Annotated in this window: 12 protein-coding genes; 4 read left to right on the forward strand and 8 right to left on the reverse strand. The window is 65.7% G+C overall.

The genetic code is table 11. The features are described 5' to 3' along the window. Positions 1 to 36 precede the first annotated feature (36 nt). From P1IM2_RS09755 to aspS, 4 genes are read right to left on the reverse strand one after another with little or no spacing between them, the layout of a single operon-like run. On the reverse strand, positions 37 to 573 hold the full coding sequence (locus tag P1IM2_RS09755) for a DnaJ domain-containing protein (RefSeq protein WP_062903249.1): 537 nt from the start codon (positions 571 to 573) through the stop codon (positions 37 to 39). 53 nt (positions 574 to 626) lie between these two features. After that, positions 627 to 1412, reverse strand: a complete 786-nt coding sequence (locus P1IM2_RS09760) for a polyphosphate kinase 2 family protein (RefSeq protein WP_186402317.1) — start codon at positions 1410 to 1412, stop codon at positions 627 to 629. Positions 1413 to 1472: 60 nt separating this feature from the next. Beyond that, on the reverse strand, positions 1473 to 2357 hold the full coding sequence (locus tag P1IM2_RS09765) for an alpha/beta fold hydrolase (protein ID WP_186402318.1): 885 nt from the start codon (positions 2355 to 2357) through the stop codon (positions 1473 to 1475). Positions 2358 to 2361: 4 nt separating this feature from the next. Continuing rightward, positions 2362 to 4152 (reverse strand): aspartate--tRNA ligase, encoded by a 1791-nt coding sequence (gene aspS, locus P1IM2_RS09770; RefSeq protein WP_186402319.1) that lies wholly within the window; start codon positions 4150 to 4152, stop codon positions 2362 to 2364. A 192-nt stretch (positions 4153 to 4344) separates the two neighbouring features. Here aspS and rnd point away from each other — a divergent pair, with 192 nt between their 5' ends. Beyond that, the gene (gene rnd, locus P1IM2_RS09775; protein ID WP_186402320.1) at positions 4345 to 5538 is read left to right on the forward strand and encodes a ribonuclease D; all 1194 of its coding nucleotides are present in this window, start codon (positions 4345 to 4347) and stop codon (positions 5536 to 5538) included. 29 nt (positions 5539 to 5567) lie between these two features. Here the strand turns inward: rnd and P1IM2_RS09780 are convergent, their stop codons facing one another. Genes P1IM2_RS09780 through P1IM2_RS09795 form a run of 4 tightly spaced genes read right to left on the reverse strand, consistent with a single transcriptional unit; the run spans position 5568 to position 11145 of the window. Beyond that, positions 5568 to 7052, reverse strand: coding sequence for a Ppx/GppA family phosphatase (locus tag P1IM2_RS09780; protein WP_186402321.1), 1485 nt, complete (start codon positions 7050 to 7052; stop codon positions 5568 to 5570). A gap of 3 nt (positions 7053 to 7055) precedes the next feature. Further along, the gene (locus P1IM2_RS09785) at positions 7056 to 9227 is read right to left on the reverse strand and encodes an RNA degradosome polyphosphate kinase (RefSeq protein WP_234179883.1); all 2172 of its coding nucleotides are present in this window, start codon (positions 9225 to 9227) and stop codon (positions 7056 to 7058) included. Further along, positions 9218 to 9874: an HdaA/DnaA family protein gene (locus tag P1IM2_RS09790; RefSeq protein ID WP_003047844.1), complete on the reverse strand. Its 657-nt coding sequence runs from the start codon at positions 9872 to 9874 to the stop codon at positions 9218 to 9220. The genes P1IM2_RS09785 and P1IM2_RS09790 overlap by 10 nt, the downstream gene beginning before the upstream one ends. After that, positions 9874 to 11145 (reverse strand): heavy-metal-associated domain-containing protein, encoded by a 1272-nt coding sequence (locus tag P1IM2_RS09795; RefSeq protein ID WP_186402322.1) that lies wholly within the window; start codon positions 11143 to 11145, stop codon positions 9874 to 9876. The genes P1IM2_RS09790 and P1IM2_RS09795 overlap by 1 nt, the downstream gene beginning before the upstream one ends. Positions 11146 to 11230: 85 nt before the next feature. On the opposite strand from P1IM2_RS09795, the gene purM reads away from it, so the two are divergent. From purM to cls, 3 genes are all read left to right on the forward strand, one after another. Further along, positions 11231 to 12349 (forward strand): phosphoribosylformylglycinamidine cyclo-ligase, encoded by a 1119-nt coding sequence (purM, locus tag P1IM2_RS09800; RefSeq protein WP_186402323.1) that lies wholly within the window; start codon positions 11231 to 11233, stop codon positions 12347 to 12349. A gap of 114 nt (positions 12350 to 12463) precedes the next feature. Beyond that, on the forward strand, positions 12464 to 13414 hold the full coding sequence (gene purN, locus P1IM2_RS09805; RefSeq protein WP_186402324.1) for a phosphoribosylglycinamide formyltransferase: 951 nt from the start codon (positions 12464 to 12466) through the stop codon (positions 13412 to 13414). Between the two features lie 182 nt (positions 13415 to 13596). Continuing rightward, positions 13597 to 15042, forward strand: coding sequence for a cardiolipin synthase (gene cls / locus P1IM2_RS09810; RefSeq protein WP_186402325.1), 1446 nt, complete (start codon positions 13597 to 13599; stop codon positions 15040 to 15042). Positions 15043 to 15091 lie beyond the last annotated feature (49 nt).

A 15091-nucleotide genomic window follows, 5' to 3' on the forward strand; every position in this document is an offset into this window, starting at 1 on the left:
ATCAATGCCGCCCCTCTATTCGTTCGCAAAGCGCGCTCAGGCCGGCTTCCAGCTCTTGCGGTCTTCGGCCTGCTTCAGCACCTCGAACGCCGCCTGCCCGGCCGCGAAGCGTTTGGCAGCGTCGGCGTCGCCGGGCTTGACGTCGGGGTGGCATTCCTTGGCATAGGCGCGCCAGGCCTTTTTGGCCGCGTCGAAGTCGGCGTCGCTGTCGAGCCCGAACACCTCCAGCGCTCGCATCTCGTCCGCGCTGCGACTGCCGTCGCCCGGGCCGCCCCAGCCATAATGCTGTGCGCGGGCGTAACTGCGTGCGCCCTGCGCCTCTTCGGCGGCGCGCGCCGCAGCGTCTTCGGCGCTCAGGCCTGCGAAATAGTCCCAGCCGCGATTATATTCAGCGGCATGGGCTTCGCAGAAATACCAGCGTTCAGGACTGTTGGGCGATTTGGGTGCGGGGCATCGTCCGGGGGCGTCGCAACCATGGCGGTCGCACAGACGAACCTTTTGCGCCTCGCGGCCCTGCCCATAGGCGCGCCAGCGGGGGAAACCCCAATCGTCGGATCTCTTGGCGCGGCTCATCGGGACCATGTAGCGGCTCACGGCAGCGATTGCTACCCGAGCCGGCCAAAATCCTAAGTCTTTGGTTTATATCCGAACGCCTTTTGCGCCAGCTTCACGACAGCGGGATCGCGGTCGGGCGGGATCATCGGAATCGCCGCCTCCAGCGTGGCCGCAACATGCGACAGCGCCGCGATCCGCGCCGCCTTCTTGTTGTTGCCGTCGATAACCTTCCACGGCGCCCAGCGCGTATCGGTGTGCGCGAACATGTCGTGCATCGCGTCCAGATAGGCGCCCCGGTGCGCGCGGTTGCGATAATCCTCAAGCCCGGTTTTCCAACGCTTCCACGGATCGTCGAGGCGGTCGGCAAGGCGCTTGTCCTGCTCGGCCTGAGTCACATGGACGAACAGCTTGACCAGATTGGTGCGGCTGCCGGTCAGCTGCGCCTCGAACTCGTTGATCTCGTCAAAGCCCTTGCGCCATTCGGCCTCGGTCGCGAACCCCTCGACCCGCTCAACAAGGACGCGGCCGTACCAGCTCCTGTCAAAGATCGAGATGTCGCAATTGCCAGGCAGGCGGGTCCAGAAACGCCACAGGAAATGACGCGCCTTTTCCTCGTCGGTGGGGGCGCCGATCGGCCAGACCTCGAAATAGCGGGGATCGAGCTGCGCGGTCAGGCGCTGGATGATCCCGCCTTTCCCCGCCGCGTCCCAGCCTTCGAGCATGATGATGCTGCGCTGCCCATGGGTGATGTGCGCCGCCTGGACATTTTCGAGCCGCGCCTGCAGCGCCGCCAGATCCTTGGCATAATCGCCGTCATATTTGGCGCCGGCTTCATAGTCGGCGAGGTCGATCGTCATCCATCCATCCCCTTGGTCCGCGACCGCTGCTAACACAGCAGCGCGGTCGATGCGACGGGGTTAACCCTGAATGGCGGCAAGATCGGCGAGCTGCGCGGCGACGCGCGCGGGGTCTTCCATCGGGATGAAATGGCTATGCTCGTCCCAGCGCTCGTCGCGCACCGCGCCGATATGCGCGCCGAGCCCCGGCCAGGTGGGACTTTGGGAAAAGTCCATCGAATCGCCGCGTTCGCCGCTCGGCGCGCGGATCAGCGTCACCGCCGCCGCCAGCCCCGATAGCCAGCGATAGGGGTCGATGCGCAGCGCATTCTGATAGACCGACGCCTCGAGGCGCGGCGGACAGGCCAGCTCCAGCCCCGTCCCTCCGGACGCGGGCAGCAGGCCATAGCGGCAATAATCATCCAGCACCGCCGGTTGCCAATGTGCATAGGGCGGACGATCGGCGAAGCGCGCGCGCATCTGTTCTGCGCTGTCCCAATTATCGCGCCGACGCGCCACGGGATGCTCGGCGGGATCGGGGATCGGCAGCGCATCCTGACCCGCATAAAGGTCGGGCGCCATGATGACCGGATCGATCAGGACAAGGTGACGAAAGGCATCGGGCCGCTGCGCCGACAGACGGGTCAGCGCATGCCCGCCCATGCTGTGCCCGCACCCGATCAGCGGCGTTCCGGCAAAGCGATCGATGAGCGGCAACAGCGCGTCGCCGGTCGCGCCCCAATCGGCGAGCGTCGCGGGGCGATAGCTGCGCCCATGCCCGCGATGATCGGGCGCGATGACATGCGTGCCTTGCGGCAAGGCGGCGACGACCTGGTCCCACAGCCGCGCATGAAATCCCGTCGCATGAAGCAGCAGCAGCGACGGCCCCGCCCCCGCGGTCCCCCATTCGAACCAGCAGATGTCGCCTTCCGGCGTAGCGAGCCGGTGTTCGCGCGGCCCGTTCATCGGGTCAGCTCTTCGGCCCGTCCACCAGACGGATATGCAATTCCTTGAGCTGCTTCTCGGAGACCGGTGCCGGTGCGCCCATCATCAGATCTTCGGCCTTTTGCGTCATCGGGAAGACAATCACCTCGCGAATGTTCGGCTCGTCGGCGAGCAGCATCACGATGCGGTCGACGCCCGGCGCCGAACCGCCATGCGGCGGCGCACCGAACTTGAAGGCGTTGATCATGCCCGCGAAATTGGTGTCGACATCCTGCTGGCTGTAGCCCGCAATCTCGAACGCCTTGTACATGATATCGGGGCGGTGGTTCCGGATCGCCCCCGACGACAGTTCGACGCCGTTGCAGACGATGTCATATTGATAGGCGAGGATGTCGAGCGGGTCCTTGGTTTCCAGCGCCTCCATCTCGCCCTGCGGCATCGAGAAGGGATTGTGGCTGAAATCGATCTTGCCGGTTTCCTCGTCGGCCTCGAACATCGGGAAATCGACGATCCAGCAGAATTCGAAGCGGCTCTTGTCGACAAGATCAAGCTGTTCGGCGACGCGGGTGCGTGCAAGACCGGCGAGCTTCGCCGCCTTGGCTTCCGGGCCCGCGGCGAAGAAGATGCCGTCGTTCGGGCCGAGACCCATCGCATCGGAGATTGCCTTCATGCCTTCCTGGCCGTGGTTGTTGGCGATCGGGCCGCCGAACACGCCGTCTTTCTGCGTCGCATAGCCCAGCCCCGGAAAACCCTCGGACTGCGCCCAGCTGTTCATTTCGTCGAAGAATTTGCGGCTCTTCTCGTGCGTTTCGGGCGCGGCAACGGCGCGGACGACCTGCCCTTCCTCGACCATCGAGGCGAAGCGGCCGAAGCCCGAGCCCTTGAAGAAATCGCCCACGTCATGGACGAGCAGCGGGTTGCGCAGGTCGGGCTTGTCGCTGCCATATTTCAGCATCGATTCGCGGTAGGGAATGCGCTGGAACGGCAGCGGCGACACGGTGCGGCCCTTGCCGTCGAAATCGGCGAACTCCTCGAACACGCCGTGCAAGACGGGTTCGATGGCGTTGAAGACGTCGTCCTGCGTGACGAAGCTCATCTCGAAATCGAGCTGGTAGAATTCGCCCGGCGAACGGTCGGCGCGCGCATCCTCGTCGCGGAAACAGGGTGCGATCTGGAAATAGCGATCGAAGCCCGCAACCATCAGCAGCTGCTTGAACATCTGCGGCGCCTGCGGCAGCGCATAGAATTTACCGGGGTGGACGCGGCTGGGCACCAGATAGTCGCGCGCGCCCTCGGGGCTGCTCGCGGTCAGGATCGGGGTCTGGAACTCGGTGAAGCCCTGGTCGATCATACGGCGGCGCAGCGACGAAATGACGTTCGAGCGCAGCACGATATTCTTGTGCAGCCGTTCGCGGCGGAGATCGAGGAAGCGGTTGGTGAGGCGGATTTCTTCGGGATATTCGGCCTCGCCGAACACCGGCAGCGGCAGGCGGTCGGCCGCCGACTGCACTGTCACCGCGCTCGGATAGATTTCGATCTCGCCGGTCGCAAGCTTGGGGTTCAGCGTCTCGGGCGACCGCGCGGCGACCTTGCCAGTGAAGGTCAGGACGGACTCGGGGCCGACGCCATTGACCGTCGGATACAGGTCCGAATCCGTCTCCACCACGATCTGGGTGATGCCATAATGGTCGCGAAGATCGACGAAGAGCACATTCGCATGCTCGCGCGTCCGGTGCACCCAACCCGAAAGACGGACTTCCTCGCCGACGTTGGCGGCGCGAAGGTCGGCGCATGTGTGGGTGCGATAGGCGTGCATTATGTTCGTCTTTCAAATGTCCGGGGAGGCGCGCCGGAAAACGTGCCGATATGGCCGCGCCTAAGGCAGGTCGCGGGGCCTTTTGTCAAGGGTGGACCCGCGATTCGCCCCGAACGGCGCCGCCCATGTCCCTGCGATGAACAGCGGTAAATTTTCCTGACGATTATGCTGCGGGCGCTGTATAGGCTCCCCATGCAAATTCATCCGTTAATCGAGTCCAGCGAAGCGCTTCACCAGTTTGTCGACCTGATCAAGGGCAGCGACTTCATCGCCGTCGACACCGAATTCATGCGCGAAAACACCTTCTGGCCCGAACTCTGCCTGATCCAGGTGGCCGATGCACACCACGCCGCCGCCATCGATCCGATGGCGCCGGGCATCGACCTCGCCCCGCTGCTCGACCTGCTCGTCGACAATGAAGATGTCCTCAAGGTCTTCCACGCGGGCGGGCAGGATGTCGAAATCATCTTCAACCTGACCGGCAAGACGCCGCACCCGATCTTCGACACCCAGATCGGCCAGATGGCGCTCGGTCAGGCCGAACAGGTCGGCTATTCGAATCTCGTCGAGGCCTGGCTCGGCCTGCAGCTCGACAAGGGCGCGCGCTTTACCGACTGGAGCCGCCGGCCGCTCGACAAGCGGCAGATCGACTACGCGATCGGCGACGTCACCCATCTGGCCAAAATTTTCCCGATGATGCTCAAAAAGCTCATCAAGACGGGCCGCGGCCACTGGCTCGACGAGGAAATGGAAAAGCTCGCCGATCCGTCCAACTATGCGATCGACCCCGAAAAGGCGTGGCAGCGGATCAAGGTGCCGTCGCGCAAGCTCGACGCGCTCGGCCGGCTCAAGGCCCTCGCCGCATGGCGCGAGCGCGAGGCGCGCAACAAGAATCTGCCGCGCGGACGCATCGTCAAGGACGAGACGCTCGCCGACCTTGCCGCGCATCCGCCGAAAAATCAGGACGGCCTCGGCAGCGTGCGCGGCCTGTCGGCGACATGGCGGTCGAACGACATCGGCGGGCGGCTGATGGACGCGCTCGCGAGCGCCAAGCCGTTGCCCAAGGACGACATGCCCGACCGCGCCCCGCGCGGTCCGGGGCTGGGCAAGGAAGGCGCGCTCGTCGCCGATCTGCTCAAGCTGCTGCTCAAGATCCGCTCGCGCGAACTCAATGCCGCGGCGCGGCTCATCGCGCGCAGCGACGATCTCGAAGCGCTTGCGGCCGGGCGCCGCGACGATATCCCGATGATGAAGGGCTGGCGCTACGACGTGTTCGGCCACGCCGCGCTCGACCTTGTCGAAGGCCGCGTCGGCTTTGCGGTCAAGAACGGCAAGCTGGTGATGAGCGAGATCGAAGCCCCCGCCCCGGCCGAAACCGACGCCTGAGGGCGCGCCTGCGCGCCCTCCCATTCTGCTCAGAGCAGCACCAGCTCCGGCTTGACCCCGAACGCCTGCGCCAGCGCGCGCAGGCGCCGGTCGACCGATTCGCCCGCCAGATGATGCCAGCCGGGATCGAGGCTGAGCCGTAGCTTGCCGTCGTCGAGCGCGATGGCGCTCGCCTTGAGCGGCGCCTCCACCCCGCCGGTGAGCCGCTGCGCCAGCCGGATGGCAAGCCCCCACTGCCGCGCCCGGTCGATGCGGTCCGCCGGAACGAGGCTGGTCATCGCGGGAAAATCGATGTCGGCGCCGCCGAACCCGGCGTGCAGCGCGCGCGCGAGCAGGATGCGGCCGGGAATGTCGATGCTGCGCCAGTTGCCGTGCAGCCCGATCTCGGTCCCGCGTTCGGCACGGAAATCGGGGTTTGCCGACCAGGCGACATCGCTGAGCAGGCTGGCGGCGAGCCGGATCCGGCCGTCGCTCGCCTCCTCATTGGCGAACAGCGGCGCGATCCACTCGGCGATCGCGCGGCCGTGCGGGGCGAAGCGAGCAAGTCGCCGTCCCTCGAACTCCGCCGCGACGATCAGCGGATCCTGCGCCCGGGTCGCGGGGTCGAGCGCCTGATAGAGCAACCCTTCGCGCAGCCCCGATGAGGAGACGGTCATCTCGGGCACGTCGATGATATTGACCAGCGCCGCGAGCAGCGCCGCGGCATCGGGGAGCGTTGCAGCGCGGTTCGACGCCATCCCCGGAATCGCGCGCAACTCCTCGAAACTCATCCGTTTTGTCGCGCGCAGCAGCCGGCGCAGCGCGGCGCGCGGCATCACATGATGGTCGAGCACCGGCAGCGGGTCCTGCGTCAGTTCGATGTCGAGACGCGACAGCGCGCGCCACGATCCGCCGACAAGATAGAGCGGCAGCCCGGTCATATTGTCCGGCCAGCCCGCGCCCTTGAGCATCTTGCGCACGGATCGCTCGAAAACCTGCTGCCCCTGCTTGCGCAGCGCGGGCAGGCGCAGCACGCCGAGCGGGAAGGACACGCGCCGCCCGACGGTGCCGCCAGACACTTCGGCCAGCTCAAGGCTACCGCCACCTAGGTCGACCGCGATGCCGTGCGCGTCGGGGATTGCCGAGATGACGCCGCAGCCCGCCGCTTCGGCTTCTTCTTCGCCCGACAGCAGGCGGATCTTCAATCCCGCCTCGGCAGCACCCGCGATGAAATCGGGGCCGTTCTCTGCATCGCGCACCGCCGCGGTCGCGACGCATTGCAGGTCCTTCACCTCCATGTGCCGCGCGAGCAGCGCATAGCGGCGCAGCGCGATCAGCCCGCGTTCGGCATCTTCGGGCGCGATGCGATTGTCGATCGCGAGCCCGCGGCCCAGCCCGGCCGGCACCTTTTCGTTGAAGATCACCGCGGGCGCACGCGGCGGCCCTTCATAGACGACGAGGCGGACCGAGTTGGACCCGATATCGATGACGGCGGAACGATGGGCGGTCAGTCGGGTGGAACGGGCGATCGGCAAGTGTCAGTCTTCGCGCATGTTGAAATCGAGGGTCGGCACATCCTGCCGCTTGTGCAGCGCGGTCCCGCGCCCCGAAAGCGAGGGGTTGTTCATGAAATAATGGTGCAGGTTAAACGGCTTGTCGCCCGGATCGACGCGAACATAGGTGCCGTCGGCCTGCAGCACCCAGCTTTGTTCATTGTCGATCAGATTGGCGACGAGCACCTGATCCAATATCTGGTCGTGGACGGTCGGGTTCTCGATCGGGATCATATATTCGACGCGGCGATCGAAGTTGCGCGGCATCCAGTCGGCGCTCGAGATGTAAAGCTTGGCGCGCTGGTGCGGCAGGCGCGATCCGTTGGCGAAGGCCCAGATGCGGCTATGTTCGAGGAAACGGCCGACGACCGATTTGACGCGGATCGTCTCCGACAGGCCGGGAACGCCGGGACGCAGGCAACAGATGCCGCGCACGATCAACTCGATCGGCACCCCCGCCGCGCTCGCTTCGTAAAGCTTGTCGATGATGCCGGGATCGACAAGGCTGTTCATCTTCGCCCACAGCCCCGACGGCAATCCCGCCCGCGCCGCCGCAATCTCGGCATCGACAAGCTCGCAAAGATGCGCGCGCATGTTGAGCGGCGACATCGTCACCAGCTCGAGCCGCTCGGGCTCGACATAACCGGTGATATAGTTGAACAGTTGCGCCGCATCGCGCCCTGCGCGCGGATCGGCCGTGAAGAAGCTGAGGTCGGTATAGATGCGCGCGGTGATCGGGTGGTAATTGCCCGTACCGAAGTGGCAATAGGTCCGGTACCCCTGCCCTTCGCGGCGCACGACCATCGAGATTTTGGCGTGCGTCTTCCACTCGATGAAACCGTAGACGACCTGCACCCCGGCGCGTTCGAGCTGGTTCGCCCAGAGTAGATTCTGCTCCTCGTCGAAGCGCGCCTTGAGTTCGACAACCGCCGTCACCGACTTGCCCGCCTCGGCTGCCTCGATTAGCGCGCGGATGACGGGCGACTGGTTGCCGGCACGATAGAGCGTCTGCTTGATCGCGACGACATCTGGATCGGCGGCTGCCTGCCGCAGAAAGGACACGACGACGTCGAAGCTTTCATAGGGGTGATGGACGACGATGTCCTTGGACCGGATCGCCGCGAAACAATCGCCGCCATGTTCGCGGATGCGTTCCGGAAAACGCGGCGAATAGGCCGGGAATTTCAGGTCGGGGCGATCGACATCGACCAGCGCCGACAGCGCCGCGAGCCCTACGAAACCGCCGATCTTCGCCACGATCGCCTCATGCCCCTGAATATCGGCGTTGAGCACTGCGGCCAGTTCGGCCGGCATGTCGGCCTCGAGTTCGAGCAGGATCACCCGCCCGCGCCGGCGGCGGCGGATCGCGGTGCGGAACAGGCGCACCAGATCCTCGGCCTCTTCCTCGATTTCGATGTCGCTGTCGCGGATGATGCGGAACACGCCGATCGAGCGGCTCGTATAGCCGGGGAAAATCAGGTCGGCGAACAGTTCGACCAGATATTCGATCGGCACGAAGCTCGTCGCCTCGCCCGGTACCGGCACCAGTCGCGGCAGCGAAGCGGGGATCATCACCAGTTCGCGCACCGTGTCGCCCGTCGCCTGGCGCTGGAGATCGAAGATCACGCCAAGGCCGCGGTTGGGGATGAAGGGAAAGGGGTGCGCAGGATCGAGCACCTGCGGCGTCAGGATCGGGAATATCTGTTCGCTGAAATATTGGCGGAGCGAAGCGCGCAGTCGCTCGCGCTCCGACCCGGCGCCATGAACGATGACCCCTTGTTCGGCGAGCAGACCGTGCAGCTTCTGCCACTCGCTCTGCTGTTCGTCGACGAGCCGGTTCACCTCGGCCTCGATCTCGGCGAGCTGCTGCCCCGGCGAGCGGCCGTCGGCCGACGGATCGTCGATCCCCTGAAGCTGCTGCCCCTTCAGGCCGGCGACGCGGACCATGAAGAATTCGTCGAGATTGCTCCCCGAAATCGACAGGAAGCGCAGCCGCTCGAGCAAGGGATGCGCCGGATTGCGCGCCTCCTCCATCACCCGCCGGTTGAAGGCGAGCCACGACAGTTCGCGGTTGAAAAAGCGGTCGGGGTTCTTCTTGTCGAAGTCCGGAACCACCGGATCATTATCGGCGCGAAGGGGCTGACCGGTTATCGACATGTGCCTGTTTCCTGCCTTTCGAGCAAATCGGGATCGATGAGCCCCTGTGACAGTAATGTTTCACGCGTAAGACGAATGCTAATGGCGCGCCCTTTTTCGAGCGATGCCGCGTCGAGCGCCGCAACGACGCGGTGGATCATCGCATAGCTGCGCTCCATCCGCGGCACGACATAGGCGGCGACGTCCGGCGAAATCGCCATCCCGCGCTGGGCAAAAAGTGCGTCGATCAGGTCGCGTGCCAGGCAATCGTCGGGCTCGCCGATCGTCAGCACCGGCACTGCGCGCAACCGCGAAGCGAGGTCGGGAAGCGCGATCGCCCATTCGGACGGCGGCGCATCGGCAATGATGAGCAGGGGCGTTCCCGACGCCTGCGCGGCGTTCCAGGCGTGGAAAATCTCCTCTTCGGACACGCTGGCATGACCATCGATCACGCGCCCGCCCGATTCGCGTGCGAACAGCCGCCCCATCAGGCTGCGCCCCGATCCGCGCGGCCCGGTCAGCACCGCAGTGCGCACCGGCCAGGTCGCGACATGGCGCAGATAGCGCACCGCGTCGGCGTTGCTCGTCCCGACGATCAGCGGACCGTCATTGGCGCCGCCCGCGCTCCAGTCGAGCGGCAGCGCGATCTGTCCCGAACCACGAGGCATCAGCGACTGATCCTGAGCTGGCCGCCGCCTTCCTGCACCTTGAAACCGCGCGCCGCGAGCGCCGCCTTCAGTGCGCCGACGTCGCCGCGGAAGGTGACGCGCATCACCGACATGCCGCCGAGCGCGAGACTGCTCGTCGCGGCCGACTGGACTCCCGAAATACCGCCCACGGCGCGTTCGGTCGCCGAAACCGATTCGACGTCGGGTGATGCATATTGGACCGTGAAGGTCTGCAGCCCCGCAGGCGTCGTCGTCGGCAGGCTGGCGTCGGTCTCGCCGGCCACCACAGTCTCGTCAGTCGCCACCTCTTCGGGCAGATCCTCCTTCTCGACCGGCTTTTCGAGCACGAGATAGGCGTCGGTGCGCAGCTGTCCCGCGGCGAGCGCCTGCGTGTAGAGCGCATCCATCCGTGCCACCGCCTTTTCCATCATGTCGGGAATCGCGGCGGCGTTGGGCGCGGTCATCGTGAAGGCGCCGATCAGGCGGTTGTCGGGGCTGTAGCGCGCGGCGAAATGACCCGTCACCGGTCCGCCGGGATAGCTGTATTCGACCCGTGCGATCGGGATCAGTACGTCGGCTGCGCCATATTGGTCGAGGATGACGCGCCACCAGATGCGGCCGCGCCGTCCGGTCTGCCCCGCATTAAGCAACAGCGTGTCGGCGCCGGTGCCCGCGGTGCGGACATAGTCGATCGCGCTCTGCCCGGTATTATATTCGGCCCAGGCGCGCTGCCACGCGCTGCGCTGTTCGAATACCTGCTGAATGCCGTCGATCGAATAGACGGGAATCACCAGTAGCGGCGGCGAACGCAGGGTGCGGCCGCTGACGCCGAGGATCTGCCCGGCACGGACGCGGTCGAACTGGACGCCCAGCGTCGCGACATAGCGGCGCGGCCCGACCTGTTCCTTTTCCACCACGATCGCGGTGACGATGCCGTCGAGTACCGAATCGGACAGCGCCGGACCGTCGCTGCCGTTGGTCTTGCGATAGAGTTGCTGCCACCCCTTGCGCTGCGCCTCGCGCCATCCCTTTTCGCGCGCATCCTCCGGATTGTCGCCGGTGACGTCGATCGCGATGCCGCTCGCCAGAAAATCGCCGCTGCTGTTGATCGGCGTGATCCCGCGGTCGCCATGCGCGATCTGCCCCTGGACGACGCCGACGACAAGAATCAGCGTGAGGAAGCCGAGCAGGACGGCAAGCCGCCGGTCGCGGCCAAGAATTCCGCCAAGGTCGATGCGCGGAAGCGGGCGAAGGGATAGGGCGGAAATCATCTCTTCTCTGTTCTTTGCCCCGAAGTGCGGAGCCGGACAAGGAAATCATGGCATTTGTCGGCCGGAAGCGTTAGTCGCGCGGGCCATGGATTCCAAGCACAACCCGCCCGACGGCCAACCCGCCTCCTACACCTATGCGCAGGCCGGCGTCTCGATAGAGACCGGCAATGCGCTGGTCCGGGCCATCGCCCCGCTTGCCCGCGCAACACGCCGCCCCGGCGCCGATGCCGACCTCGGCGGCTTTGGCGGCTTTTTCGACCTGAAAGCGGCGGGGTTCAACGATCCGCTGCTCGTCGCCGCGAACGATGGCGTGGGCACCAAGCTCAAACTCGCGATCGACGCGGGCAAGCATAACGGCGTCGGCATCGACCTCGTTGCCATGTGCGCCAACGACCTGATCGTGCAGGGCGCCGAGCCGCTGTTCTTCCTCGACTATTATGCCACCGGCAAGCTCGACAATGCGATCGCGACCGAAGTGGTCGCCAGCATCGCGGAGGGCTGCAAGCAGGCGGGCTGCGCGCTGATCGGCGGCGAAACTGCCGAGATGCCGGGGATGTATTCGGACGGCGACTATGATCTTGCGGGCTTTTGCGTCGGCGCGGTCGAGCGCGACCAGGTACTCACCGCCGACAAGGTCGCGGCGGGCGACGTGATCCTCGGCCTCGCTTCGTCGGGGGTGCATTCGAACGGCTTTTCGCTCGTGCGCCGCCTCGCCGCCGACAAGGGCTGGAAGCTCGACCGCCCGGCGCTGTTCGATCAGACCGTCCTGCTGATCGACGCGCTGATGGCGCCGACGCGCATCTATGTGAAAAGCCTCCTGCCGCTCGTGAAGACCGGCAAGGTCCATGCGCTCGCGCACATCACCGGCGGCGGCCTGCTCGAAAATATCCCCCGCGTGCTGCCCAAAACGCTCCACGCGCATATCGATGCCGACGCCTGGGACCAGCCGCGGCTGATGGCGTTCCTGCAGGCACAGGGCAATATCGAGCCCGAAGAAATGGCGCGCACTTTCAACTGCGGGATCGGCATGGCAGTCGTCGTCGCCGAACGCGACGTCGCGGCCGCGACCGAAACGCTCGAAGCAGCCGGCGAAACCGTCCACCGCATCGGCCACATCGCGGCGGGAGAAAAGGGCTGCACCGTGTCGGGCGACGCGGAAACGTGGAGCGCGATGGGTGCGTGGAGCGCCACGCACCACGGCTGACGCACATTTCCGTTCGCCCTTAGCTTGTCGAAGGGCCGTCCTTCCCTTTGGACCTTGAAAGAGAAGAACAGTGCTTCGACAAGCTCAGCACGAACGGATTGAAAGGGTGGCGCCGTGATGAAAGCGAAAGTCGCGGTCCTCATCTCGGGCGCCGGGACAAATATGGCGGCGCTCCTCTATGCCGCAAAGGCCGCCGGCTGCCCTTATGAACTGGTGCTGGTCGCGAGCAACAACCCGGAAGCGCCGGGCCTCGCGCTCGCCGCTGCCGAAGGCATTGCGATCTGGGCGCAATCGCACAAGGGAATGTCGCGCGCCGCCTTCGACGCGCTGGTCGACGAACGGCTACGTGCCGCCGGCGCCGACTATGTCGCGCTTGCGGGCTATATGCGCATTCTCAGCGACGATTTCGTCGCCGGCTGGACCGACCGGATGCTCAACATCCATCCCAGTCTGTTGCCGCTCTACAAAGGGCTCGACACCCATCAGCGCGCGATCGACGCTGGCGACCGTTTCGGGGGGTGCAGCGTCCACATTGTCACGCCCGCACTCGACGATGGGCCGGTGCTGGCCCAGACCCCGGTCGCGATCGTGCCCGGCGACACCGCTGAAACATTGGCGGAACGCGTCCGTTTTGCCGAGCATCAGCTCTATCCCGCCGCGCTCGCCGCCTTCGTGACGCGCGAACGCGCACCCGACTGGCTGCTCGGCCGTGTCCGCACGCTGGCGATGGCGCTGCCCGAAGCCGACGAAGTGACGTCGCACGGCATGCCCTGTTTTGGCATCGTCAAGGGCAAGAAATTCGCCTATTTCACGCACGACCACCATGGCGACGGCAAGACCGCGCTGCTGGTCAAGATCAGCGGCGCCGACGAGCAGGCGCAGCTCATCGAACTCGACGAAGCGCGCTATTACCGCCCTGCCTATTTCGGCGACGGCTGGATCGGCATCCGCCTCGACCTCGGCGATACCGACTGGGATGCGATCGGCGACTGGCTCCGCAAGAGCTGGCTGGCGATCGCGCCGAAAAAGCTCGCGGGGCTGATGGGGGTGGCGGAGGAATTTTAGGCTCGGGCCGCAGTCAGCCAATTCGTCATCGCGAGCGGAGCGAAGCAACCCAGAGCGGATTACGCCCGCCCGGGATTGCCGCGTCGCTTCGCTCCTCGCAATGACGCCAAGGATGCCCCACCTTTCCCCTCCCCCAAAATTCGCACTGGCATTTTGCGCCAAAGCACGATGAACTGGCGGCGATGGAGTATGATTTCGCCCTGATCCTGTGGGCCGCGTACATCGCGGTCTTCATCGTCATCCTGGGCCGGATCATCCTGCGGCCGCAGCGCGAGCCCGCCTCACGGCTCGCGTGGTTGATCGCGACGATCGCGGTGCCGGTCGTCGGCATCCTCGCCTATCTGCTGCTCGGCGAGGCGCGGATCAGTGCTAAGCGCCGCGCGCGCTATGCCGCGATCGAGGCGCATCTGCCGCACCCCAGCGAGAAGGACGCCGTCCGCCGCGCGCTCGCCCGCAGCGCCTGGGCGGCGCCCTTCGCGCTCGCCGAAACGGTGAACGCGCTGCCGCCGACCGCGGGCAATCGCGCCCGCCTCGCCGCCGACAGCAACGCCGCGATCCGCGAGATGGTCGACGACATCGACAATGCGAAGTCGACCGTCCACCTCTGTTTCTATATCTGGCTCGCCGACAGTAACGGCTTCCGGATCAAGGACGCGCTGGTCCGCGCGGCCCGGCGCGGCGTGAAGGTCCGCGTCCTCGCCGACGCGCTCGGCTCGCGCGGTTTCATCCGGTCGGCCTATTGGATCGAGCTCGAAAATGCCGGGGTCGATGCGCGCATCGCGCTGCCGATCGGCGGGCTCATCTGGACGCTGATCCGCGGGCGCTTCGACCTGCGCAATCACCGCAAGCAACTCATCATCGACAATCGCATCGCCTGGTGCGGCAGCCAGAATCTCGCGGACCCCGAATTTCGCATCAAGTCGAAATATGCGCCATGGGTCGACATCATGACGCGCTGGGAAGGCCCGGTGGTGCGAGACTGCCAGTTTGTCTTTGCCGCCGACTGGGAAAGCGAGCGCGGCGACGACATCGGCGACCTTTTGCAGGACGATGCCGAGCCTCCTGCCGCCGCCGACCCGGGCATCGCGGCGCAGGTGATCGCGACCGGCCCCAATGTTCGCTATGCCGCGATGACCGCCTGTTTCACCGCGCTCATCCATTCGGCGCGGCACGAGCTGGTCGTCACCACCCCCTATTTCGTCCCCGACGAACAATTGCTCTTCGCACTGCTCGACTGCGCGCGGCGCGGCGTCGCGACGGTGATGATCGTGCCGCACCGCAACGACAGCCGTATCGTCGCGGGCGCGAGCCGCAGCTATTATGCCGACCTCGTCGACGCGGGGGTAAAGCTCTACGAATATCGTCCCGGCCTGCTCCACGCCAAGACGATGGTGGTCGACGGCGAAGTCGCACTGATCGGCTCCGCCAACCTCGATCGCCGCAGCTTCGAACTCAATTTCGAGAATAATATCCTGTTACGTGACGAGGCCTTCGCTGCCGAACTTCGCGCGCGGCAGGAAGTCTACCGCGCCGATTCGATACCCGTCGGCGCCGCCGATGTCGCATCCTTCGGCATCGTCCGGCGGCTGTGGCAAAACCTCGTCGCGACGGTCAGCCCGCTGCTCTAGCGCCAGCCGCTCCGCCACCGCCCCTTCCACCTGATTGCGGGCATGTTGA

The sequence above is a fragment of the Sphingopyxis sp. P1IMeth2 genome (genome assembly GCF_900185685.1).
GTDB lineage: Bacteria > Pseudomonadota > Alphaproteobacteria > Sphingomonadales > Sphingomonadaceae > Sphingopyxis > Sphingopyxis terrae_A.